Source organism: Ruegeria sp. C5, from assembly GCF_056537605.1.
Window position 1 is genome coordinate 1,385,793 of the sequence record NZ_JBQFRX010000001.1, and the last position, 22,120, is coordinate 1,407,912.

At 57.6% G+C, this 22,120-nt stretch carries 24 protein-coding genes; 10 read left to right on the forward strand and 14 right to left on the reverse strand.

Features of this window, described 5'->3' with window-relative positions; all coding sequences use genetic code 11:
* Window positions 1–858 carry an alpha/beta hydrolase gene (locus ACR0AW_RS07045; protein ID WP_170733253.1) on the reverse strand — a complete coding sequence of 286 codons (858 nt, stop codon included), beginning with the start codon at window positions 856–858 and terminating at the stop codon, window positions 1–3.
* Window positions 859–1,142: 284 nt separating this feature from the next.
* Here ACR0AW_RS07045 and ACR0AW_RS07050 point away from each other — a divergent pair, with 284 nt between their 5' ends.
* Window positions 1,143–1,772, forward strand: coding sequence for a LysE family translocator (locus tag ACR0AW_RS07050; protein WP_170733254.1), 630 nt, complete (start codon window positions 1,143–1,145; stop codon window positions 1,770–1,772).
* Between the two features lie 2 nt (window positions 1,773–1,774).
* Here the strand turns inward: ACR0AW_RS07050 and ACR0AW_RS07055 are convergent, their stop codons facing one another.
* Window positions 1,775–1,948 carry a hypothetical protein gene (locus ACR0AW_RS07055; protein WP_170397300.1) on the reverse strand — a complete coding sequence of 58 codons (174 nt, stop codon included), beginning with the start codon at window positions 1,946–1,948 and terminating at the stop codon, window positions 1,775–1,777.
* Between the two features lie 107 nt (window positions 1,949–2,055).
* On the opposite strand from ACR0AW_RS07055, the gene ACR0AW_RS07060 reads away from it, so the two are divergent.
* The 3 genes from ACR0AW_RS07060 to ACR0AW_RS07070 all read left to right on the forward strand — a co-directional run bounded on the left by ACR0AW_RS07060 (window position 2,056) and on the right by ACR0AW_RS07070 (window position 3,466).
* Window positions 2,056–2,190, forward strand: a complete 135-nt coding sequence (locus ACR0AW_RS07060; RefSeq protein WP_255612018.1) for a hypothetical protein — start codon at window positions 2,056–2,058, stop codon at window positions 2,188–2,190.
* Between the two features lie 82 nt (window positions 2,191–2,272).
* Entirely contained in the window at window positions 2,273–2,812 is a 540-nt protein-coding gene (locus ACR0AW_RS07065) for an adenine phosphoribosyltransferase (RefSeq protein ID WP_010441681.1), read from the forward strand.
* A 171-nt stretch (window positions 2,813–2,983) separates the two neighbouring features.
* A complete protein-coding gene (locus ACR0AW_RS07070; RefSeq protein ID WP_170424274.1) occupies window positions 2,984–3,466 on the forward strand; it encodes a fasciclin domain-containing protein in 483 nt (160 codons plus the stop codon).
* 39 nt (window positions 3,467–3,505) lie between these two features.
* Here ACR0AW_RS07070 and ACR0AW_RS07075 read toward each other — a convergent pair whose 3' ends face one another.
* From ACR0AW_RS07075 to coxB, 11 genes are all read right to left on the reverse strand, one after another.
* The gene (locus ACR0AW_RS07075) at window positions 3,506–4,918 is read right to left on the reverse strand and encodes an FAD-binding oxidoreductase (RefSeq protein ID WP_170733255.1); all 1,413 of its coding nucleotides are present in this window, start codon (window positions 4,916–4,918) and stop codon (window positions 3,506–3,508) included.
* A 38-nt stretch (window positions 4,919–4,956) separates the two neighbouring features.
* Complete coding sequence (locus ACR0AW_RS07080; protein ID WP_480776495.1) at window positions 4,957–5,748, reverse strand: MBL fold metallo-hydrolase; 792 nt, start codon at window positions 5,746–5,748, stop codon at window positions 4,957–4,959.
* A gap of 128 nt (window positions 5,749–5,876) precedes the next feature.
* Window positions 5,877–6,461, reverse strand: coding sequence for a GNAT family N-acetyltransferase (locus tag ACR0AW_RS07085; protein WP_170397308.1), 585 nt, complete (start codon window positions 6,459–6,461; stop codon window positions 5,877–5,879).
* Window positions 6,461–7,723 (reverse strand): M16 family metallopeptidase, encoded by a 1,263-nt coding sequence (locus ACR0AW_RS07090; protein ID WP_170733257.1) that lies wholly within the window; start codon window positions 7,721–7,723, stop codon window positions 6,461–6,463. The genes ACR0AW_RS07085 and ACR0AW_RS07090 overlap by 1 nt, the downstream gene beginning before the upstream one ends.
* A complete protein-coding gene (gene thrC / locus ACR0AW_RS07095) occupies window positions 7,720–9,108 on the reverse strand; it encodes a threonine synthase (RefSeq protein ID WP_170733258.1) in 1,389 nt (462 codons plus the stop codon). The genes ACR0AW_RS07090 and thrC overlap by 4 nt, the downstream gene beginning before the upstream one ends.
* Window positions 9,105–9,782 carry an SURF1 family protein gene (locus ACR0AW_RS07100; RefSeq protein ID WP_170733259.1) on the reverse strand — a complete coding sequence of 226 codons (678 nt, stop codon included), beginning with the start codon at window positions 9,780–9,782 and terminating at the stop codon, window positions 9,105–9,107. Before ACR0AW_RS07100 ends, thrC begins: the two co-directional genes overlap by 4 nt.
* A gap of 156 nt (window positions 9,783–9,938) precedes the next feature.
* Window positions 9,939–10,754, reverse strand: a complete 816-nt coding sequence (locus tag ACR0AW_RS07105; RefSeq protein ID WP_170397316.1) for a cytochrome c oxidase subunit 3 — start codon at window positions 10,752–10,754, stop codon at window positions 9,939–9,941.
* A gap of 22 nt (window positions 10,755–10,776) precedes the next feature.
* Window positions 10,777–11,352, reverse strand: coding sequence for a cytochrome c oxidase assembly protein (locus tag ACR0AW_RS07110; RefSeq protein WP_170397318.1), 576 nt, complete (start codon window positions 11,350–11,352; stop codon window positions 10,777–10,779).
* Window positions 11,352–11,513 (reverse strand): hypothetical protein, encoded by a 162-nt coding sequence (locus ACR0AW_RS07115; RefSeq protein WP_170397320.1) that lies wholly within the window; start codon window positions 11,511–11,513, stop codon window positions 11,352–11,354. Before ACR0AW_RS07115 ends, ACR0AW_RS07110 begins: the two co-directional genes overlap by 1 nt.
* A complete protein-coding gene (gene cyoE, locus ACR0AW_RS07120; protein ID WP_170397322.1) occupies window positions 11,510–12,466 on the reverse strand; it encodes a heme o synthase in 957 nt (318 codons plus the stop codon). Before cyoE ends, ACR0AW_RS07115 begins: the two co-directional genes overlap by 4 nt.
* Window positions 12,467–12,540: 74 nt before the next feature.
* On the reverse strand, window positions 12,541–13,452 hold the full coding sequence (gene coxB, locus ACR0AW_RS07125; protein ID WP_170397324.1) for a cytochrome c oxidase subunit II: 912 nt from the start codon (window positions 13,450–13,452) through the stop codon (window positions 12,541–12,543).
* Between the two features lie 176 nt (window positions 13,453–13,628).
* Between coxB and tldD the strand changes: the two genes are divergently transcribed.
* The 5 genes from tldD to ACR0AW_RS07150 all read left to right on the forward strand — a co-directional run bounded on the left by tldD (window position 13,629) and on the right by ACR0AW_RS07150 (window position 20,644).
* On the forward strand, window positions 13,629–15,050 hold the full coding sequence (tldD, locus tag ACR0AW_RS07130; protein ID WP_170663870.1) for a metalloprotease TldD: 1,422 nt from the start codon (window positions 13,629–13,631) through the stop codon (window positions 15,048–15,050).
* A 240-nt stretch (window positions 15,051–15,290) separates the two neighbouring features.
* Window positions 15,291–16,427 (forward strand): DNA-processing protein DprA, encoded by a 1,137-nt coding sequence (dprA, locus tag ACR0AW_RS07135; RefSeq protein ID WP_170564718.1) that lies wholly within the window; start codon window positions 15,291–15,293, stop codon window positions 16,425–16,427.
* 169 nt (window positions 16,428–16,596) lie between these two features.
* Entirely contained in the window at window positions 16,597–19,221 is a 2,625-nt protein-coding gene (gene topA / locus ACR0AW_RS07140; protein WP_170733260.1) for a type I DNA topoisomerase, read from the forward strand.
* A gap of 92 nt (window positions 19,222–19,313) precedes the next feature.
* Window positions 19,314–20,018, forward strand: a complete 705-nt coding sequence (locus ACR0AW_RS07145; RefSeq protein WP_170404323.1) for a CoA transferase subunit A — start codon at window positions 19,314–19,316, stop codon at window positions 20,016–20,018.
* Window positions 20,018–20,644: a 3-oxoacid CoA-transferase subunit B gene (locus ACR0AW_RS07150; RefSeq protein WP_170397333.1), complete on the forward strand. Its 627-nt coding sequence runs from the start codon at window positions 20,018–20,020 to the stop codon at window positions 20,642–20,644. The genes ACR0AW_RS07145 and ACR0AW_RS07150 overlap by 1 nt, the downstream gene beginning before the upstream one ends.
* 45 nt (window positions 20,645–20,689) lie before the next feature.
* Here ACR0AW_RS07150 and ACR0AW_RS07155 read toward each other — a convergent pair whose 3' ends face one another.
* A complete protein-coding gene (locus ACR0AW_RS07155) occupies window positions 20,690–21,556 on the reverse strand; it encodes a transglycosylase SLT domain-containing protein (RefSeq protein WP_170424291.1) in 867 nt (288 codons plus the stop codon).
* A 352-nt stretch (window positions 21,557–21,908) separates the two neighbouring features.
* Here ACR0AW_RS07155 and ACR0AW_RS07160 point away from each other — a divergent pair, with 352 nt between their 5' ends.
* Window positions 21,909–22,103, forward strand: a complete 195-nt coding sequence (locus ACR0AW_RS07160; RefSeq protein ID WP_170511390.1) for a hypothetical protein — start codon at window positions 21,909–21,911, stop codon at window positions 22,101–22,103.
* Window positions 22,104–22,120: the final 17 nt, after the last annotated feature.

Here is a 22,120-nt window from a genome sequence, read left to right on the forward strand (position 1 = left end):
TCAGTACTGCGACAGTTTCTTTTGCACCTCGTCCCATAGGCCACGCGACCACAAATCGTTGTGGGTGCCGTCGGGGATCACGTAAATCTGCGCGGTATCGGACATCTCGGCCAGAGCTTTTCCGTGATGCAGTGGAATAGTTTCATCCTCGGTGCCGTGAAAAATCAACGTCGGCACCGAGATCTGTTCGATAAGATCACGTGTGGCGAACTGATCCCTCATCAAGGCTGAGACCGGCAGGAAAGGATAGCGTTCCGCCGCGACATCAACGGTTGCAGTGAACGGGGCCTCAAGCACCAGAAGTTCTGCATCGGGACGCTCGGCAGCAACAGCGGCGGCAATGCCGGTGCCGAGGCTCTGACCGTGCAGCACCACAGCTTTGCCCTGACCCGCCAGCCTGTCATAGAGCTGAACTCCATCAGAGATCAGCGCCAGTTCCGAGGGCTCGCCTTCGCTGCCCGGAAAGCCGCGATAGCTGGGGGCAAGCAGCCCGTAGCCCGAGTTTAGGATTTCGCGCAGCCGTTCAGCACGGTCCCCCAGATTGCCGCTTTGGCCGTGGAAGAATAGGACGGTCGGTGCATCCGGGATTGCAGCGGGTGCTGCCCAGACCGTCAGGGCAGTACCATCAGCCATTGTCAGCGATAGCGCATCAACATCCGCCAACCCCACCGAAGCCGGATCCGGTAACGTACCTTCGGGTTTGTACAGCAGAGATTGCTGGTTGAAAAACATGTATCCGAGGACGCCCGCATACAAGATCGCCGCGGCCAACAGCAGTCCTACCAAGATGCTTTTGAGGCGCTCGACACCGGATCTGGCGCGGCCGGTATCGGCCTCAGCGTGTTGGGTTTGAACCATGGCTCCCTCCTTTGGGTCGCATTGCGAGAGTGGGGTACATTGGAGGCGTTTCAAGATGCATAAGCCAAGCTTCATCCAATCTTAAACCTGTTGCGGCAATCCCAGATCGCATTGCACGCCTGAATTCCCTGCCCCATGTCCTCGGTATTTAGGCGACCCCGGCTTCGCAAATCCGAACGCCAACCCGTTGGAGTCGGTGTTTCACCACGAGAATGCGCCCGCAAAGCCTTGACCAATACGTCGCGCCAAGGCTTGGTGTGGGAAACACTTTAATAGGATACTCCATGTCCATTGAAATCTGGCTGGCCTTTGTGGCCGCTTCGACCGCGCTGCTACTGATCCCAGGCCCGACCGTGTTGCTGGTGCTTAGCTATGCGCTGTCGAAAGGACGCAGTGTGGCGGTTGCCTCGGCCACTGGGGTCGCATTGGGGGATTTGGTGGCGATGACCGCGTCGCTGCTGGGGCTGGGGGCGCTGGTGCTGGCCTCTGCCACACTGTTTACCGTGCTGAAATGGGTTGGGGCAGCCTATCTGGTCTGGCTGGGTGTCAAACTCCTGCGCAGCGCGCCGTCGGGCGGGCTGCAAGCAATTGAAACCGAACGTGACGTGACCGCCCGCAGTGTTTTTAGCCATGCCGCTGCAGTCACCGCGCTGAACCCGAAGTCCATTGCCTTCTTCATCGCTTTCGTTCCGCAATTCTTGCGTCCAGCCGAGCCTTTGGGTCCGCAATTCGCGATCCTGATCGCAACATTTGTGGGTCTCGCGGGGCTGAACGCGCTGGCCTATGCGCTGCTGGCGGACAAGCTGCGCCGTATGATCGGACGTGCGAATGTCATCACGACCATGACCCGGTTCGGAGGGTTGACCCTGATCGGAATGGGCATCGCCACAGCGGTTCTGCGCCGCCCGGCGTGATTTCAGTTTTCTGCGTTTTCCTTCATGAACCCCCGGATAAACCGGCGAATTTCGCGGGCGGCGGAGGTGTCCAGATCCCTGCACAGCTCGACGAATGCATCGCGCTCATCCTTGTCGAGACGCAAAACCAACTGACTGTTTTTCTTGGTAGATTTCTTTCCATCTTTCTTGGTCACACGTCCAGTCCCCGTCCTGTCCTTGATTCTAACCGCGATGTTATGTATATACATAGCATATAACATGTAGATATCACGCACATAACAGCAAAAGTGGGATTAAAGCAATGAACCTTCATGTCGCGCAAGCCATTCTTCTTCGGGATCAACGCAACTGGCGCAAGCCGCACCTGTCCTGGCTTCCGAACGCGCTGTATCGCTACTACGGCCTGCCTAACGCCATGCGCGGCCGCAGCAAGTAGCCGCAGGGGTCAGAGTTCTCTTGCATGACCGCACCTTATGGGCGAAATACCCCGCGCGTGTTTGATGCCAAAGGGGTGGCCCATGTCCAGAAACAAAACGGTCAAGGATTACATTCGGACCATCGTCGATTTCCCGCATGAAGGGATCATGTTCCGCGATGTCACCACCCTGTTTGCCGACCCGCGTGGGTTCCGCATGGCAATCGACCAGATGTTGCACCCTTACGCCGGTGAGCGAATCGACAAGGTTGTGGGCCTTGAGGCGCGCGGCTTTATTCTGGGCGGTGCGATTGCCCACCAGCTAAGCGTTGGATTCGTGCCGATCCGCAAAAAGGGCAAACTGCCCGGCACCACGATCAGCCAGGACTACAAGCTGGAATATGGCGAGGCGATCGTCGAAATTCACGATGACGCCATCCAACCGGGTGAGAAGATCCTGGTCGTTGATGATCTTCTGGCTACCGGAGGCACCGCCGCCGCGGGGATCAAGCTGATCGAACGGCTGGGCGGCGAGATCATCTCATGCGCGTTCATCATCGATCTGCCCGAATTGGGTGGTCGCAAAGCGCTGGAAGATTTGGGCATGGACGTGCACGTTCTGTGCGAGTTCGAAGGGCTCTGATCTCCACAAACTTCACAAACTCGTGACTGGAAATCGCGTGCGCCGCAGGCTTAGCGCGAATGGGGTTACTTTCAAGAAACAGTTGCCTCTGGATTCTGTGATCTTGTCGCGACCTGACTGCGTACCCCGAATGATGCCACCTAAGGCATTCTCAACAAGGGAAATCATGTCATGTTGCGCAAATTCGCTGTTGCTGGAGTTGCCAGTCTTCTGTTGACCACCTCTGCTTTGGCAGATGGGCACGCCAAGGATATCGTCGATACTGCGGTGGGCGCGGGAAGTTTTGAAACGCTCGTCGCTGCCGTTCAGGCCGCCGAACTGGTTGAAACGCTGAAAGGCGAAGGGCCGTTCACCGTTTTCGCCCCAACGGATGAGGCTTTTGCAGCGCTGCCCGAGGGCACGGTCGAAAATCTTCTGAAGCCCGAAAACAAGGACCAGTTGGTCGCAGTGCTGACCTATCACGTTGTCCCGGGCAAAGTGATGTCGGGTGATCTGTCCGATGACATGACCGCCGCCACCGTGCAGGGCGGAGATATCACCATCGATCTCGACAATGGCGTCATGGTGAATGATGCCAACGTTGTGCAAGCCGATATCGAAGCCGAGAACGGCGTGATCCATGTGATCGACAAGGTCATTCTGCCCGCGTCGTAAAGAACGGCAGCGCCCCGGTATACGTCCGGGGCGCGTCTATTAGACCAGAACCGCCCCGGGGTTCATAATCCCCTGAGGATCAAGCGTTGTTTTGATCGCCCTCATGGCCTGCAACTTGACCGGATCGCCATAGCGTTCCAGATCATCTGTCTTGAGCCTACCAACACCGTGTTCGGCGCTGACCGATCCACCAAATTCATGAACCAGATCATGTACCGCGCGTTTGACCGCGCCCCGCTGTGCGACAAACTCCGCCTTATCCTGCCCGGCAGGTGGAAATACGTTGTAGTGCAAATTACCGTCGCCCAGATGGCCAAAGCAGTTTACGCGAAACGGCCCCTGCCCGGCCACCACATCCGCACCGCGCCGAATGAACTCTGGAATGCGGGAAATCGGGACCGAGATATCATGGCTGGAAACTGACCCGATCAGCCGGTTGGCCTCGGGGATGCGCTCGCGCACGGCCCAGAGTTCGGACCGCTGTGCTTCGCTCTGCGCGATGACCGCATCGCGGACCAGATCGCGCTCATCAGCGGCGACATAAATCGCCTCAAGCATGTCCGAAGGGTCTTGGCCGACCGACAAGCCCAGCTCGATCAACACACTCCATTCTGGTGTTGCTGCAAAGGGTTGCCGCACGTCGGGCAAAACCTCGGTCAGGAATTCGAGGCCCTGCCCATGGATCAACTCAAACGTACTGACCGCTTCCCCCACTTGATCCCGCGCCACTGACAACAGATCAATGGCAGCCTCGGGTGAGGAGACCTGAAACATTGCGGTTCCAACGCCCCTGGGTCGCGGGAACAGCTTCAACGCCGCCGCCGTAATGATGCCAAGTGTCCCTTCGGACCCGATCATCAGGTTACGCAGGTCATAACCGGTGTTGTCCTTACGCAACCGGCTAAGCCCGTGCCATATCTCACCACTGGGCAATACCACTTCAAGCCCCAGGCACAGATCGCGTGCATTGCCATAGCGCAGCACATTCACGCCACCCGCATTAGTGGCCAGATTGCCGCCAATCCGGCAAGAACCCTGCGCAGCCAGCGACAGGGGAAATAGACGGTCCGCGTCTTCAGCGGCAGTCTGGACGTCGGCCAGAATGGCACCGGCCTCGGCCACAAGTATGTTCTCGGTGGGGTAAGTCGCCCGTATCGCCGTCATCCGTTCCAGGGAAACGATCAAAGGGACAGGACCATCCGGAACAACCTGCCCTCCTACCAGACCGGTGCCGCCGCCATAAGGGACAACAGGCACCCGAGCGTCTGCGGCCAATTGCACCAGAGCCGACACATCTTCCACGGTGCGCGGCAAGGCAAGCAAACCGGGCTGCCCGACAAACCGCTGACGCGGCTCTTCAAGGTAACGATCTGCAATCGGGCGCAAAACGTCAGCACCCAATCGGGCTCTGATTGCTTCGGCAAGGCGGCTGTCTGCAGGGTTCAGTTTCATGGCTCTTCCCTGCCAAAGGCCACGGGCCGCGACAAGCCCTATTCCAGCTCTATCAGGTACTGAGGCTCCAGCACCACAACCGTCGGCCTGTCGGGCAGCGTGCGCAACGAGACGACAATCTCGGACACCCCATCCCGTTCAACCGGGAATTCATCCCGAATATCCACCAGAAACCGCTCAAGCGAAAAGTCCGAGAACCAATGCATCGGGATAATGACCGAGCTTTTGAGGCGTTTCAGAACCTGAACCATCTCGGGCAAGGGCATCGTGGTGCCTCCGTCCACCGCCGCCATGACCACATCCAGCCGACCCAGTGCAGCGAATTGTTCATCCGACGGAATGTGATGCAGATGCCCCAGATGGCCGATGCACAACCCTTCGACCTCGAACACAAAGATCGAGTTTCCGCGATCTTCAATACCGCCATAGGCCGAACGGATATCGGTCGACACATTGCGAATCAGCATCTCACCCAGATCAAGATGGTGCTTGATGCCTTCGCCGAACTCGCCCCAGCCCGGCAAGACATACGGGATGGCCGGATCGGGATGGGCAGTCCAGTGGGTGCTGTGCGCATGGTTCATTGTGACCACGTCAGGAATTAGCGCAGCGCCGCCGATAAAACCGGTGAAATCGGTCACCGCGTTCAGCCCGCCCTGTGTCTGGATCAGAAACGATGCATGCGCGACATAGCTGATACGAACCGAAAACTCGGGCACGGGATCCTGCCACGCCGCTTTGTGAAGATATTCAATCCCCGGTGCCGCATCTGCGATGGCGATACAGTGACTAGGCCGCCGCTCCTGCGCCACAGCCCCGCCTGCAATCATCATCAGTCCCGCAACAAACCGCCACATAGCGCAAGTGTAGCGCAATGGGCGAACAAGTCATGCCCTTGTTGATCTGGCCACGGATATCTCCATGACAGGAGGCTTGCCATGCCTGGCGGCAGAGCCCTCTAGCCTGCCTCAGTCTTGCCCCGACGATCGGACCTTAAGCTGGCATACAGAACATGTGTTCGCCAGCGCCCATTGATCTGCAGATAAGACTGCGCCACGCCTTCGTATTTGAAGCCTGAGCTTTCCAGCAGACCGCGAGAGGCCTTGTTCTCAGGCAAACACGCGGCCTCGATCCGGCTTAAATCCAGACGGGTGAAGGCGTGATGAACAACGGCGCCAATTGCTTCGCGCATGAACCCCTGACGCGCAAAGGCCTGCCCGGTCCAATAGCCCAAGGTGCCAGCCTGCGCCGGACCACGGCGAACATTGTCCAACGTGATCGCCCCCAGCAGAATATTGTCTGTGCGACGAAACAGGAACAGAGGTATCGCCGTTCCACTCGCGACTGAGCGCTGGGCCCAATAGACCCGGTTGGTAAACGACTTGCGGCTCAGATGGTCCTTGGCCCAAACCGGCTCCCACGGCACCAGATAGTCCTTTGAAGCACGCCGCAAGGCGGTCCAGTCGTTGAAGTCGGAATGCATGGGCGGGCGCAGCGTCAAGCGCTCGGTTTCGAGTTTTAGCTTGCGTCTGCCTAACAGCATCACGCCGCACGCCTCTCCTGCAGATCCACCAGCGTCGGTGCGCCCGAGACCGGCCCATATAGCGCTAGCGCTGCAGGGGCTTTGACTGCCATGTCTTCGGCAAAAGCACGCACGTCCTCGGTGCTGACCGCATCGATCTTGGCCACGGTGTCCTCAAGCGAGGGCACACGTCCCCAGATCTGCACCAGCCGCGCCAGCCGTTCGGCCCGGTTCGACGGGCTTTCCAGCCCCATCAGCATCCCGGCCTTCATCTGGGCCCGCGCGCGGGCAACCTCTTCTGCGCTCATGTCTTCGGCAGCGCGCTTCATCTCGTCGATGGTAATCGTCGCCAATTCGCCCACCTGATCGGCCGAGGTGCCTGCGTAAATCGTTGTCGTACCGGTATCCGCATAAGCACCGGTCTGAGCAAAGATCGTATAGCAAAGCCCGCGCGTCTCGCGCACTTCCTGAAACAGGCGCGAGGACATGCCTCCACCCAGAGCGGTCGAGTAAATCTGGGCCATATAGATCGCATCATCGCGATAGCCCGGACTTTCCAGCGCCAGCGCGAAATGCGCCTGCTCCAGTTCTTTCTCCTGCCGCGCCTCACCACCAGTGAACCGCGCAGCGTCGGGAATCAGACCCTTGCGCGGCTGCAGGTGGCCGAACATCTCTTCGGCCAGTTTCATCAGCGCATCGTGGTCCACAGCTCCAGCTGCAGACAGGATCATCTGTTCCGGCCCGTAGTGTTCGGCCACGAAACCAGACAAGTCCTCGCGGGAAAACGCACTGACGCGCTCGGTCGGGCCCAGAATGGTGCGGCCAAGGGGTTGGTCGTGATAGCTCTGCTCTTGCAGCCAGTCAAAGATCACATCGTCAGGTGTGTCATAGGCCTGACCGATTTCCTGCAGGATCACGCCGCGCTCGACCTCGATCTCGCGCGGGTCGAATACCGGGTTCAGGACGATGTCGCCGATCACGTCCATGGCCAGCGCCACATCGTCCTTCAGTACGCGTGCATAATAGGCCGTAACTTCGCGCGAGGTATAGGCGTTGATGTACCCGCCCACATCCTCGATCGCTTCGGCGATTTGCAGCGCAGAACGCCGCTGGGTTCCCTTGAACGCCATATGCTCAAGGAAATGCGCGATACCGTTCTGCTCGATCCGCTCGTGCCGACCACCGGCGGTTACCCAGATGCCGATGGCCGCAGATTGCAGCCCCGGCATATGTTCACTGACGATACGAAATCCGTTCTTCAGTTGGTCCTGTCTGACTGTCACTCAGCAATATGCCTTCTGATATGATCCTCAAAGGCACCCAGATCGTTCGCAACGCGGGTCACCCGTTCCGGACGTTCATACAGATCAGACATGCGGGATGGAAGAGGCGGATGTTCGCCGCTTGCCTTCTCAACCGCCGCCGGGAACTTCGCGGGATGCGCGGTTGCGAGCGTTATCATGGGCACATCGGCAGCGCGGTGGTCTTCAGCCACTTTGATCCCAACGGCGGTGTGCGGACAAACCAACTCGGCGCTGTGGACCATCGTGCGCCTGATCGTCTCAAGCGTCTCGTCCTCAGAAACGCGGCCCGAGTCAAAGCTTTCTCGCAGAGCCTCCATCGCGCCTTGGCTGACATTGAAGCCTCCGCTCTTGAGTTCATCCATCAACTGAGCGACTGCGCCGCCATCTTCGCCATAGGCGTAGTACAGTGCGCGCTCAAAGTTCGAGCTAACCTGAATATCCATTGAAGGGCTGATTGAGGGGATCGTATCGCCCTTGAAATATCCCTCGCCCGAGAGACAGCGATGCAGAATGTCGTTCTGGTTGGTCGCCACCACCAGACGATCGATGGGCAGCCCCATGCGTTTGGCCAGATAGCCTGCGAAGATATCGCCGAAATTCCCTGTCGGCACGGTGAAGCTGACCTTGCGATGTGGCGCGCCGAGGCTGACGGCGGCGGAGAAATAGTAAACGATCTGTGCCAACACGCGGGCGAAGTTGATCGAATTGACGCCTGCAAGTTTCACACCGTCGCGGAAATCAAAGTCGTTGAACATGTCTTTGAGCGCGGCCTGACAGTCATCGAAATCGCCGTCTACCGCCAAAGCGTGCACATTACTGTCTGCAGGCGTAGTCATCTGACGGCGCTGCACTTCGGACACACGGCCATGTGGGAACAGGATGAACACATCGACCGCATCCAGCCCACGGAACGCTTCGATTGCGGCTGAACCGGTGTCACCGCTCGTCGCGCCGACAATGGTCACGCGATCTTCGCGCCGTTTGAGCGCGACCTGGAACAGCTGGCCGATTAGCTGCATGGCAAAATCTTTGAAAGCCAGTGTGGGTCCGTGAAACAGCTCCAGCAGAAAATGGTTCTCGTTCAGCTGCTTCAACGGCGCGCGGGCGTCATGGCCGAAGCCCTCATAAGCGCGCGCAATGATCTTTTTGAACTCATCATCGGAGAACGAGCCACTCACATAGGGCCACATCACGCGGAATGCGATTTCTTCGTAGGACAGGCCAACCAACGCAGCAATTTCGTCCTGCGACATCACCGGAATTTCAGCGGGCAAGTACAGACCACCATCACGGGCCAGTCCGGTCAGCATCGCCTCTTCAAAGGTCAGTTCGGGCGCCTGCCCGCGGGTCGAGATGTATTTCATGTCGCGTCACTTTCGGAATTGGCACGGCTGCGCCACAGGAAGTATCCGGTCATTGCGGCCCAGACCAGAGCAAGACCAAACCAGATGATTGCATATTGCAAATGATCGTTGGGGATGCCCGCCGTATCCACCGGCATTGGCGTTACATTCGGATCGGTTTCCGAGCGGGCAATCAGCAACACAGGCTCAGCCCCCAGCACGGCAGCCAGATTGGGCACATCGCGGGCGAACCAGATGTTGCCGTCAATATCTGCGTCAGGCGTGTAGCCATCGACTTCATCGGGCCAGTGCAGGTTGCCGGTGATTTCCATCGGGCCAGTCAGTCGATCAGCCTGCTTGGCTGTGGTCGGCACAAAACCGCGATCCACCAGAATAGTCCGGTTGTCGGTGGCAAAGGACTGGATGATCCGATACCCCGGCCCCACCTGCTTGACCGAAACCAAAACGTGGATCTCGCCCGGTTCGATCTCGCCTGCGACCGTCACCGGAAGGTATTTGTCCACATCCTCGGAGACTTGCTCTGGCAAGGCGACAGGATCGGCAGCGATGCGGCTTTCGATCTCGGCCAGCACCTCCTGTTTCCAGGTCAGCCGCTGCAATTGCCAAATGCCCAGCGACAGCAGCAGGCCCAGACCGGCAAGACCGAAGATCAGCAGAAACAGAAAGCTGCGCATGGTGGGATCAGACCTTATTGCGGGAACCGGCGCCTTGTTAAGGGGCACGTGAACCGAAGTGCAACCATGTAATTGTATCGGGCGCAATCTTGCGCCCCTGATTGAGAAAAAGCCGCCCCGTGGGGCGGCTTTTGCAATTGGATCACCTGCGTGGCGTTACATCAGCGGGGCCTGACCCCAGATGTAGACGGCGAAAAACAGGAACAGCCAGACGACGTCAACGAAGTGCCAATACCATGCGGCAGCCTCGAAACCGACGTGTTTCTCGGGCGTAAAGTCCCCCTTCAGGGCGCGGATCAGACAGACCGACAGGAAGATGGTGCCGATAATCACATGCGCGCCGTGGAAACCGGTTGCCATGAAGAAGTTCGAATAGAACTGATCGCCACCGAACTCCCAACCCTCATGGGCCAGTAACTCATAGTATTCAAACGCCTGAAGCGCAGTAAAGGCGATGCCCAGAACGATACCAATGGCCAGACCATTGATCAGCGCCTTGCGGTCATTGTCATGAACAAGCGCGTGGTGGGCCCAAGTAATCGCACAACCCGAAAGCAACAGGACCAAAGTGTTGATCAGCGGCAGGTGGAACGGATCAACGGCGTGGATATCCGGCTGGATGTATTCAGTACCGGCATAGTCGTACATCGGATACATGCGATGTTTGAAGAACGACCAGAACCAGGCGAAGAAGAACATCACCTCGGACATCACGAACAGGATAAAGCCATAGCGCAGGCCAATACGCACGACCGGCGTATGATCGCCCTGACGGCTTTCAACCACGACTTCGGACCACCATGCAAACATGGTATAAAGAACCCCGACCAGCCCCATCCAGAAGATCCACGGGGTAATCCCGTGCATCCAAAGAACGGCCCCGAACAGCATCACAAATCCGCTTACCGCGCCGATCAGTGGCCAGATTGACGGGTTCAGAATGTGGTAATCATGGTCTTTTGCGTGTGCCATCAGCGTCCCTCACCTACAGGCGTTAGTTCTTGTTTGTTTCAGCCTGCACATCAAGGGCGGCATAGCCCTCGGGCAGATCAATCTCATAGAATGTATACGACAGCGTGATCGTATGCACATATTTTGCTTCGGGATCTTCGATCAGTTCGGGATCGACGAAGAACGTAACGGGCATCTCGACTCGCTCACCCGGCTCCAACACCTGTTCATCGAAGCAGAAACAGGCGATTTTCTGAAAATACCCCCCGGCGGAATAGGGCGCCACGTTGTAGGACGCCTGCCCTGCGACGGGCTTGTCGGTTGGATTGTACGCTTCGTAGAACGCCAGACCTGTCTCACCGATACGTATTTTCATCTCGCGTTCGACGGGCTTGAATTCCCACGGCATACCCTTGGCCTTGGAGGCATCAAATCGGACCGTCACAACTTGGTCGAGAATGTCATCAGGGGCTTTCTCGGCAACCCCCGTGGTCCCTCCATACCCCGTGACCCGGCAGAACCAATTATAAAACGGCACCGCTGCCCATGCCAAACCGCCCATAAGGACGACGACGCCGACCAGTTGCGCGACCGTTTTCTGTGGCCCCGTCAACTTCATCAGTTCTGCACCTGCTGCGTCGCCAGACTAAAATCTGTGTTCGAGACCTTGACGACTGTCAGGCCGAAGATGATCACGATGAACGCGGCCAGTGTCAGGCCGACGCCCAGATTGCGGCTGAACCGTCTTTGGTGAAGTTCGTGAGTTTTGCGCAGGCTCATGACCAGCCTCCTAATCCGTAAGGTTTCAACAGGGCCTCGACGAGAATCGCGCCGAAATGCAGAAACAGGTACAGCAGCGACAGTTTGAAGAAACTGCGTTCGACCTTGAAGTTGTCGGCCTCCGAATCGTCTTCGTTTCGACGAGAAATCTGCCAGGCCCCCCGCAGAAACAAGCCATTCAGAACCAGCGCAACAACTAGATAAATCGGGCCTCCGATATCCGAGAACGCAGTCCCCACCGCCAGCAACGCCAGCAACGCGGTATAAACCAGAATATGCCAGCGCGTCGCGCGTCGACCATGGGTGACGGTCAACATCGGCACCCCGGCATCGTCATAGTCCGAGCGCATGAACAAGGCCAACGCCCAGAAATGCGGAGGTGTCCACATGAATGTCAGGGCAAACATCAACCACGGTTCGAGCGTCATCGAGCCAGTGGCCGCGACCCATCCGATGACCGGCGGGAACGCCCCCGCGGCACCACCAATGACGATGTTCTGAGGCGTCGAGCGTTTAAGCCACATCGTGTAGACGACAACATAGAAGAAAATAGTGAAGGCCAGAAACGCCCCTGCAAACCAGTTGGTTGCCAAACCCAGCATAATCACGGACAGGCCAGACAGAGCCAGACCCAGCGCCAATGCCTCGCCTTCTTCAACTTTGCCAGAGGGGATTGGACGGCCTTTGGTGCGCTTCATCACGCGGTCGATATCCGCGTCCCACCACATGTTCAGCGCGCCGGATGCACCGCCACCAATAGCGATGAACAGGATGGCGCAGAAGCCAACAAACGGATGTATCGGAACAGGAGCCGCAAGTAGTCCGACCAAAGCCGTGAATACGACCAGCGACATCACGCGCGGCTTCAGCAGGGCGAAATAATCACCAAAGCTGGCCTCGTCCGCGCGGGTCTGCGCAGAGACGGTGCTGGCATTGAAGCTCGCGTCGCTCATATCCGGTCCTTTTCGGGGCAAAAGCTGCGCGATTTCCGCGCAGCCCGCATGTGTTTACCTAGGCCGCAAAGGGCTTAGTTCGAGGCCACTTGGTAGGAAGCAGGCTGACCTGCATATTCTTCAAGCGCGCCCTGCAGCCACTGTTCATATGCCTCTTCGCTGACCACTTTGACAGTGATTGGCATATAGGCATGGTCTTTACCGCACAGCTCAGAGCACTGTCCGAAATAGACGCCTTCCTTGTCTGCTTCGAACCACAGTTCGGCCAGACGACCAGGAACGCCGTCCTGCTTCACGCCGAACGAAGGAATGGTCCAGGAATGGATCACGTCCGATGCGGTAACCTGCATCACGACAATCTTGCCAACCGGAACAACGACGGCGGTATCGGTGGCGAGAAGCCATTCGTCTTCGCCATAGCCTGCATCGGCCAGCTTCGCCCGCATCGCATCGTCCAGAACAAACGGTGTTACGTCGGCATCAGCCGGGCGCGCGCCCTCGTCGAGGGTGGCCGGGTGGCCCAGGAGATAGCTGTCGAAGGCAAAGTCATGATCGACATATTCGTAGGTCCAGTACCACTGGTTCCCCACGACTTTGATGGTGATGTCGCCTTCGGGAATCTCTTGTTGCTTGAAAAGAACCGGCAGCGAGAAAGCCCCGATGAAGACCAGAATCAGGATCGGGCCCAAAGTCCATGCAATCTCAACCGGAGTGTAATGCGAGAACCGAGCCGGGTTCGGGTTTACGCGCTGGTTATAGCGTACGATGCAATAAACCAGCAGACCCGCAACAAACACACAAATCGCGGTGATGATCACCAGAATCATGTTGTCCAGCGACTGAATCCCTTCAGCAAGGCTGGTGGCAGCAGGCTGGAACCCCATGCCGCCGTCAACCGGCTTGCCAATAATCTCAAGCTCCTGAGCCATGGCGGGAAGGCTGGAGAGGGCCGTAGCAAGCCCGGAAAGCATCAAAGCATTCTTCATTTTCTGTCCTGATCGTTTGATCTTTGCGTCTCTCGCGAAAAGGTGTGAATCGGTCGCACCTCTCCCGTTGTCTTTGGCCGCGTTAAAAACCATATTCCGTCGGGTAGATAAAGCAAAATGCTTGCGTCAAACAGACGCTATTTTTGATCTGGATCAAACCCGAAAGGTCACAACTGATGACTCAGGCCCCGTTTCGCCCGTTTGAAAGCGTTCTTCCCAAGGATGAAGCGCTTGCTGTACTGAAGGCTGCAACTGATGGCGCCGAGGATGGGGAACTGTTCGTAGAACGGCGCAAATCCGAATCTTTGGTGTTTGATGACGGCCGATTGCGCACGGCTTCTTACGACGCTTCCGAGGGATTCGGTCTTCGCGCGGTGCAGGGTGAAGTGGCTGGATACGCGCATTCAACGGATGTTTCGATTCCCTCTCTGAAGCGTGCAGCCGAAACCGCGCGGTTGGCGGTCGGCGATGGTGGTGGGACGCTGGCCGGGCCACCACGTGCCACCAATACCAGGTTATATACCGATGAAGACCCGATCGAATCCGCCGCCTTCCCGGTCAAAATCGAGACACTGCGCGAGATAGACGCTTTTACCCGTGGTCTGGATTCCCGGGTTGTGCAAGTCAGCGCCACGATTGCCGCTGCAGTGCAGGAGGTCGAGATTCTTCGCCCCGATGGTGTGCAGGTGCGCGATATACGCCCGATGACCCGCCTGAACATCTCGGTTATAGTAGAACAGAACGGCAGACGCGAAAGCGGTTCTGCCGGAGGTGGCGGTCGCGTGGGGCTGGATGGCTTGATCGATCCCTCAGACTGGCAAGATAAGGCGCGTGAGGCTCTGCGGATCGCGATGGTCAATCTGGATGCCGTCCCTGCACCTGCCGGCGTGATGGAAGTCGCGTTGGGCCCCGGATGGCCCGGCATTCTGTTGCACGAGGCCATCGGCCACGGGCTTGAAGGTGATTTCAACCGCAAGGGCAGTTCCGCTTTTGCCGGGCTGATGGGGCAGCAGATCGCTTCGAAAGGTGTAACAGTCGTGGATGATGGGACGATTGCAGACCGACGCGGTTCGATATCAATGGATGACGAAGGTACACCCAGTTCGCGTACAGTTCTGATCGAGGATGGAATCCTCACCGGATATATGCAGGACCGACAGAACGCACGCCTGATGGGCGTTTCTCCAACCGGGAACGGCCGGCGTCAAAGCTATGCCCATAAACCGATGCCGCGCATGACCAACACAATCATGTTGGGTGGCGATGCCGATCCGGCCTCGTTGGTGGCAGATATCAAAGACGGTATCTGGGCTGTGGGCTTCGGCGGCGGCCAGGTCGACATCACCAACGGCAAGTTCGTGTTCTCCTGCACCGAGGCATATCGTGTCGAGAACGGCAAGATCGGCGCTCCGGTCAAAGGCGCGACGCTGATTGGCGACGGCCCCTCGGCGCTAAAACGCATTCGGGGACTGGGCAATGACATGGCGCTGGATCCCGGCATGGGCACATGTGGCAAGGATGGGCAATGGGTGCCGGTCGGTGTCGGCCAACCTACCGTTTTGATGGATGGGCTGACTGTGGGCGGCTCTGCCACCTGAGTCGGCCCAAAATGAGAATCGAGGCGCGAAGGGTTAACACACTACCCTTCGCGTCAAATCAAAAACTCATCCATGGATATGTGAGCCAAGATAATTCGCACGAATTTTCTTTCTTTCTTTCAATGACATAATCATCTCTCCGAGGGATGGGTTCGAAAAATACTGATCTAATTTTCTAAGATTCACAGGCTGTTAACCCGCTGCACCGTAAACCAGTTTTGCAATCAGGCGGAGCATCGGATGACCGAAGAGCAGCTTTCTTCCAATCACCCCCCACTCCCACCCACCACGGAAGAGGACCGGTTTTCCTGGCTCCGTCTGTTGCGCTCACGCAAAGTAGGGCCGGCAACATTCCGGCGCTTATTGCGCGAACATGGCTCGGCGCAGAACGCGCTGGCCGCGTTGCCGGAAATGGCGCGCGCTGCCGGGATCGAGGATTATGAAATCTGCCCGCCCGGCGTAATTGAGGCGGAGCTCAAGGCCGCAAAGGTCGCCAAAGCGCGGCTTTTGTGCCTTGGGGCCGCCGATTACCCTTACGCGTTATGTGACCTTTCGGATGCGCCCCCGATGCTTTGGGCAATCGGCGATCCGTCGATCTTGAAACGCCGGGCAATTGCCATGGTCGGGGCACGGAACTGTTCTTCGCTGGGCGCGCGCATGGCGCGGGCGTTGGCGACGGATCTGGGTAAGCAAGACTATGTCGTGGTCTCGGGGCTTGCCCGCGGCATTGACACCTCGGCGCACTTCGCCGCATTGGCGACCGGTACTGTGGCAGTGTTAGCAGGTGGGGTTGATGTGATCTATCCGGCCGAAAATGCCGATCTGGCGCGAGATATCGCAGACACTGGACTTCGCCTGTCTGAACAACCGATGGGCACAACGCCTCAGGCACGACATTTTCCACGCCGCAATCGCATTATCTCGGGTCTGGCGCAGGCAGTGGTCGTTGTCGAGGCCGCGGCGAAATCCGGCAGCTTGATCACCGCGCGGGACGCCCTGGACCAAGGGCGCGAGGTTCTGGCCGTGCCCGGCCATCCCTTTGACGCCCGCGCGGCAGGATGCAATCTGCTGATCCGAGACGGGGCGACACTCGTCCGCAATGCAGAAGACGTTATTGATGCTTTGCCCAAGCAACAGCTACAATCTTCTGCCCAACAAATCCTACCCCTTGGACCCGAGGCAGACTCAGCCGAAATCACGCCCCAAGCCTTGCACGAGGCGATTCTGACTCGACTTGGCCCATCTCCGATCGCGGAAGACCAGTTGATCCGAGACATCGCTGCATCTGCGGGCGAAGTCGGCCCTGTGTTGGTCGATCTGGAGCTTGAGGGCAAGATTCAGCGGCAACCAGGCGGCCTGCTGTCACTTTGCGCCTAAGCTATCGAATGGATTCGGCACCTGATTCCGCGAGCGGCACGACCAGATCAGGCTTTAATCCAAAGTATTTTTGGTGGTGAAAACGAACGCATTGACAATTCGATCTTGCCCCACACATTTTGCACGGTCATACAAAGCGCAAAATCCGTCGAGCGAGGATTCCTCTTAAATGCCCGTAGTTGTTGTAGAATCTCCGGCCAAAGCAAAAACAATCAATAAATATCTTGGCCCCGACTACACCGTTTTGGCCTCATATGGCCATGTGCGGGACCTGCCGCCAAAGGATGGGTCGGTCGATCCCGAGCATGAATTTTCAATGAAATGGGAGGTCGGCAATGACAGCCGTAAGCATGTCAAGGCGATCGCCGACGCTCTGAAAGAAGACAACGCACTGATCCTCGCGACTGACCCTGATCGCGAAGGCGAGGCAATCAGCTGGCACCTGCAAGAAGCGCTGACCAAGCGGCGTTCGATCAAGAAGGACACGCCAGTCAGCCGCGTGACGTTCAACGCGATCACCAAGGACGCCGTGACCGAGGCGATGCAGAACCCGCGTGAGGTCGATATGCCGCTGGTCGAGGCCTATCTGGCCCGCCGCGCGCTGGACTATCTGGTAGGGTTCAACCTGTCGCCCGTTCTGTGGCGCAAGTTGCCGGGTGCCCGTTCAGCGGGGCGCGTGCAATCGGTCTGCCTGCGCCTCATCGTCGAACGCGAGATGGAGATCGAAGCCTTCAAGCCGGTCGAATACTGGTCGGTCAAGGCTGTGTTCGAGACGCCTCGGGGCCAGACCTACGAGGCGCGTCTAGTCACGCTGGCAGGCAAGAAACTGGACAAGCACGATCTAGCGAATGCAACGCAAGCCGAACTGGCGGTTCAGGCGATCACCAGCCGTGATCTGAGCGTGACATCGGTCGAGGCCAAGCCTGCCGCGCGCAACCCCTCTGCCCCGTTCATGACGTCGACCTTACAGCAAGAAGCCAGCCGCAAGTTCGGCATGGGCGCACGCCATGCGATGCAGGTGGCCCAGCGGCTGTATGAGGCCGGATACATTACCTACATGCGAACCGACGGTATCGACATGGCCCCCGAGGCCGTGGCGGCAGCGCGCGATGCAATCGCCGACCGTTATGGTGCGGAATACGTGCCAGACAGCCCGCGCATGTACAAAAACAAGGCCAAGAACGCTCAGGAAGCACACGAGTGTATTCGCCCGACAGATATGTCGCGCGATGCCAAGGCGCTGAAGGTGACCGATGAGGATCAGCGCAAGCTTTATGATCTGATCTGGAAACGCACCATTGCCTGTCAGATGGCTGCCGCACGGCTTGAACGCACGACTGTCGAGATTACCAGCACGGACGGTCAGGTTGGCCTGCGCGCCACCGGTCAGGTGGTGCTGTTCGATGGCTTCATGCGCGTTTACGAAGAAGGTCGCGATGACGTGGTCGACGATGACGACAAGCGCTTGCCACAGATCATGCAGGGCGATCCCGCACGTTTTGCCAAGACCTCGCTGCGTGATCAGTTTGCCAAGGCCACCGCCGACTCGGAAAAGGCCGCCATTCTGGCCGAGAACGAATCCGTTCTGGCGCTGCAGCATCACACCCAACCGCCCCCGCGCTATACAGAGGCCACGCTGGTCAAACGGATGGAAGAGCTGGGGATCGGGCGTCCGTCGACCTATGCCTCGATTGTCACCACGATTCAGGATCGTGAATATGTACGTAAAGACAAGAATCGGCTGATCCCCGAAGAAAAGGGCCGAATCGTCACCATCTTCCTGCTGAATTTCTTTCGCCAGTATGTGGGCTACGAGTTCACCGCCAATCTGGAAGAAGAGCTTGACGACGTCAGCGCAGGTGAACGTGACTACAAGGATCTGCTCGGCAAGTTCTGGCGCGATTTCTCTGCCGCAATTGGTGAGACATCGGAGCTGCGTATCTCGGAAGTGCTGGACAAGCTGGACGAAGCGCTGGCACCGCAGCTGTATCCGCCGCGTGAAGATGGCTCTGACCCGCGCATTTGCCCGAAATGCGGTGTTGGCCAGTTACATCTGAAAACTTCGCGCACCGGCGGGTTTGTCGGTTGTGGCAACTATCCTGAGTGCACTTATACCCGCCCGATCGCTGGTGAGGGCGCGGAAGGTGACGAGCGTTTGCTGGGCGAAGATGCGGGCGATGAGATCTGGCTGAAATCCGGTCGATTTGGGCCATATGTCCAGCGCGGAGAGCCCACGCCTGAGAACAAGAAGCCTCCTCGTGCGTCCCTGCCCCGTGGCTGGAGCAAAGACGACATGGATCTGGAGAAAGCTCTGACTCTTCTGTCCTTGCCCCGTCAGATCGGCGAGCACCCCGAAGGTGGCATGATCAGTTCGAACTTTGGTCGCTTTGGACCTTATCTAATGCATCAGTTGGCCGACGAGGCAAAGCCTGTCTACGCCAACCTCAAAGACCCGAACGATGTGTTTGAGATCGGCATGAACCGCGCCGTCGAACTGTTGGCCGAAAAACGCTCCAATCCAGGTCGCGGACGTCGGGCGGCCGCGAAGCCGCTGAAAGAGCTGGGCGACCATCCCGATGGCGGCGCGATGCAGGTACTGGACGGGCGCTATGGACCGTATGTGAAATGGGAAAAGGTCAACGCGACGATCCCCAAAGACATCAAACCCGAGGATGTGACCCAGGAAATGGCCATCGAACTGGTCAATGAACGCGCGGCCAAGAAAGGCACAAAGAAAAAGGCAGCCCCCAAGAAGAAAGCTGCTGCCAAGAAGACCACCAAGAAAGCAAGTTAGGTAGAAATACCACCTGCCCCTTGGATTCGTTGACTTCCCCGTGACGTGGCGGCACAAATCGGCCCAACACCATGTCATTGGGGGAGTTTTCCATGAAGAAAATCTATGACAATGCCGATGAGGCGCTCGATGGGGTGATATCGGACGGCATGCTGATCGCTGCGGGCGGCTTTGGGCTGTGCGGTATCCCGGAAATGCTGCTTGAAGCAATCAAGGCCTCAGGCGCGAAGGATCTGACATTTGCCTCGAATAACGCAGGTGTGGATGATTTTGGCATCGGCATCCTGCTGCAAACCAAGCAGGTCAAAAAGATGATCAGCTCTTACGTAGGGGAAAACGCCGAATTCATGCGCCAGTATCTGAGTGGAGAACTGGAGCTGGAATTCAATCCACAAGGCACACTGGCCGAGCGGATGCGGGCCGGTGGCGCTGGCATCCCCGGGTTTTACACCAAGACGGGCGTGGGAACGGTGATCGCGGAAGGCAAAGAGCACAAGGACTTCAACGGCGAGACCTATATCATGGAGGAAGGCATCTTCGCCGACCTCGCGATCGTAAAGGCGTGGAAAGCCGATGACACCGGGAACCTCGTGTTCCGCAAGACCGCCCGCAACTTTAACGTGCCCGCAGCGACTTGCGGCAAGATTTGTGTGGCTGAGGTTGAAGAAATCGTCCCGCGCGGCTCGCTGGACCCGGATGGCATCCACCTGCCCGGCATCTATGTGCATCGCATTATCCAAGGCAGCCACGAAAAGCGCATCGAACAGCGCACCACCCGCAAGAAGGAGGACGCATAATGCCCTGGGATCGCAATCAGATGGCCGCACGTGCGGCAGAAGAGCTGGAAGACGGCATGTATGTGAACCTCGGCATCGGTATTCCGACGCTGGTGGCGAACTATGTAGGGGACAAGGACATCACCCTACAGTCCGAAAACGGTATGCTGGGCATGGGGCCTTTCCCGTTTGAGGGCGAGGAAGACGCTGACCTGATCAACGCAGGCAAGCAGACGATTACCGAACTGTCCCGCACCTCTTACTTCGATAGCGCGACCTCGTTCGCCATGATCCGAGGCGGTAAGATCGCTGCTGCGATTTTGGGTGCGATGGAAGTGGACGAGAAAGGAGACCTGGCCAACTGGATGATCCCCGGCAAGCTGGTCAAAGGTATGGGCGGTGCGATGGATCTGGTCGCTGGCGTTGGTCGCGTGATTGTAGTGATGGATCACACCAACAAGCATGGTGATTCTAAAGTGCTGAAGGAATGTACGCTGCCTCTAACTGGCCAGGGCGTTGTGGATCGCATCATCACCAATCTGGGTGTTCTGGATGTCGTCGAAGGTGGCCTGAAGATCGTCGAACTGGCCGATGGCGTCAGCGAGGACGAGATGCGAGGAGCGACTCAGGCAACAATCGTAGATTGACCTCAGGCCAATGATTCATAAGGCCCGCTGCGACGCGGGCCTTTTTTAGTTCGAAGTCTGAAAAATGCAGGGGTCCGAAACGAACTGCGGTGTTGTTGTACAAAGAGCACTCGCGACCTGAAACGCGGCCAGAACCTTGGGCACGTAGTCTCTGGTCTCGGCATAAGGTGGCACACCACTATGCTTGCGCACGGCCCCTTCGCCGGCATTGTAACCTGCCAATACAAGAATCGGGTCATTGTCGAACTCGTTCATGAGCCAATGCAGGTATTTGACCCCACCTTCGATATTCTGTTCAGGTTTCAGGCTGTCCTCTACCCCAAAACGTTCGGCGGTAGCTGGCATCAATTGCATCAAGCCCTGCGCCCCGGCAGAACTGACAGCCTGTGTGCGGCCCGCAGATTCTACCGAGATAACGGCTAGGACAAGTGCGGGTGAGACATTGGTCCCTACGGTCGAACGTAGAATATCCACCCCTCGCTTTTCTGCGATGTCTTGCAAGGTCTGCAGACGCGGCGCCGCGACACCCGTGGCAGTGAGCGCTTGAACGGCCTCTCTCAGCCTACCTGCGCTGGCCTGCGCTAGATCGGGGGATACCCGGCTCCAGAATGCTTTATAAGAGCCAACTGGCTTGGTCGCCCCCGCAATCTTCTGAGGAACCGATGGGGGCGGCTTTGCGATAGCGGCAATCTCAGGCACTTCCAGCTTGGCGCCAGTGCTGGGGGCTGATGGTGATGCTGCATGTTGTTCGGGCGTGATCTGAATCGTCACGCGCGGACGTGTCCCCGGTTTCGGGGCCTTTATGCGCTTATAGACGCCGCGCGGCTCGGTTTCGGTTGCAGTGACAGGAATTGCACCCGCCATCAGAAACACCGCTGCACCGGCGCATATTACTGCGTCCCGGAAATACATTTGCCTGCCTCGATTTCTTATCTTTTGAAGCATTTTGAACATCATAACGGCCCGCAACACCAGAAAAACCAAGCGAATTGGGGCAATTTCGCCTCAATTGCCGCCATTTTGCATCGCCCACACAACGGAAGTACAAAAAAGGTGTGATTTTTTTTATTTATTTCCAATTAGTTACTAAATTCACCAACAAAAAATTAAGCTTTGAGCAAAAAAATATTGGTTTGGCCCAATTCCTGCCACGCACAGGGGTCAAACATATATCCATACCGAGACGATCGGGAGCGGACTGAGAGAGAAAGCTCTGAAAGACGCCGAGGTTAATTAATTTTTGATCCTTTAGGAGGGACATAACATGATCAAGTTCATCAAGAACTTCCGCAAAGACGAAGACGGCGCCGTAACTGTAGACTGGGTCGTTCTGACCGCAGCTGTTGTTGGCCTGGCAGCCGTTGCTTACAACCAGATCCACAATGGTGCCAGCAGCCTGGCAGGCAACATCGATGACGCTCTGGGTTCGGTAACTGTGACAGTTCCGGATACCGATTAATCTGTTATCGGTCTAGC

Coding starts and splice junctions, on each gene's coding strand:
- ACR0AW_RS07160 (WP_170511390.1), top strand. CDS start 21,909: ATGATCAAGTTCATCAAGAACTTCCGCAAAGACGAAGACGGCGCCGTA.
- ACR0AW_RS07075 (WP_170733255.1), bottom strand. CDS start 4,918: ATGAAACTGAACCCTGCAGACAGCCGCCTTGCCGAAGCAATCAGAGCC.
- ACR0AW_RS07060 (WP_255612018.1), top strand. CDS start 2,056: ATGAACCTTCATGTCGCGCAAGCCATTCTTCTTCGGGATCAACGCAAC.
- ACR0AW_RS07145 (WP_170404323.1), top strand. CDS start 19,314: ATGAAGAAAATCTATGACAATGCCGATGAGGCGCTCGATGGGGTGATA.
- ACR0AW_RS07080 (WP_480776495.1), bottom strand. CDS start 5,748: ATGATTGCAGGCGGGGCTGTGGCGCAGGAGCGGCGGCCTAGTCACTGT.
- dprA (WP_170564718.1), top strand. CDS start 15,291: ATGACCGAAGAGCAGCTTTCTTCCAATCACCCCCCACTCCCACCCACC.
- thrC (WP_170733258.1), bottom strand. CDS start 9,108: ATGAAATACATCTCGACCCGCGGGCAGGCGCCCGAACTGACCTTTGAA.
- tldD (WP_170663870.1), top strand. CDS start 13,629: ATGACTCAGGCCCCGTTTCGCCCGTTTGAAAGCGTTCTTCCCAAGGAT.
- ACR0AW_RS07150 (WP_170397333.1), top strand. CDS start 20,018: ATGCCCTGGGATCGCAATCAGATGGCCGCACGTGCGGCAGAAGAGCTG.
- ACR0AW_RS07115 (WP_170397320.1), bottom strand. CDS start 11,513: ATGAGCCTGCGCAAAACTCACGAACTTCACCAAAGACGGTTCAGCCGC.
- ACR0AW_RS07085 (WP_170397308.1), bottom strand. CDS start 6,461: ATGCTGTTAGGCAGACGCAAGCTAAAACTCGAAACCGAGCGCTTGACG.
- ACR0AW_RS07105 (WP_170397316.1), bottom strand. CDS start 10,754: ATGGCACACGCAAAAGACCATGATTACCACATTCTGAACCCGTCAATC.
- ACR0AW_RS07045 (WP_170733253.1), bottom strand. CDS start 858: ATGGTTCAAACCCAACACGCTGAGGCCGATACCGGCCGCGCCAGATCC.
- ACR0AW_RS07155 (WP_170424291.1), bottom strand. CDS start 21,556: ATGTATTTCCGGGACGCAGTAATATGCGCCGGTGCAGCGGTGTTTCTG.
- topA (WP_170733260.1), top strand. CDS start 16,597: ATGCCCGTAGTTGTTGTAGAATCTCCGGCCAAAGCAAAAACAATCAAT.
- ACR0AW_RS07100 (WP_170733259.1), bottom strand. CDS start 9,782: ATGCGCAGCTTTCTGTTTCTGCTGATCTTCGGTCTTGCCGGTCTGGGC.
- ACR0AW_RS07050 (WP_170733254.1), top strand. CDS start 1,143: ATGTCCATTGAAATCTGGCTGGCCTTTGTGGCCGCTTCGACCGCGCTG.
- cyoE (WP_170397322.1), bottom strand. CDS start 12,466: ATGAGCGACGCGAGCTTCAATGCCAGCACCGTCTCTGCGCAGACCCGC.
- ACR0AW_RS07110 (WP_170397318.1), bottom strand. CDS start 11,352: ATGAAGTTGACGGGGCCACAGAAAACGGTCGCGCAACTGGTCGGCGTC.
- ACR0AW_RS07065 (WP_010441681.1), top strand. CDS start 2,273: ATGTCCAGAAACAAAACGGTCAAGGATTACATTCGGACCATCGTCGAT.
- coxB (WP_170397324.1), bottom strand. CDS start 13,452: ATGAAGAATGCTTTGATGCTTTCCGGGCTTGCTACGGCCCTCTCCAGC.
- ACR0AW_RS07070 (WP_170424274.1), top strand. CDS start 2,984: ATGTTGCGCAAATTCGCTGTTGCTGGAGTTGCCAGTCTTCTGTTGACC.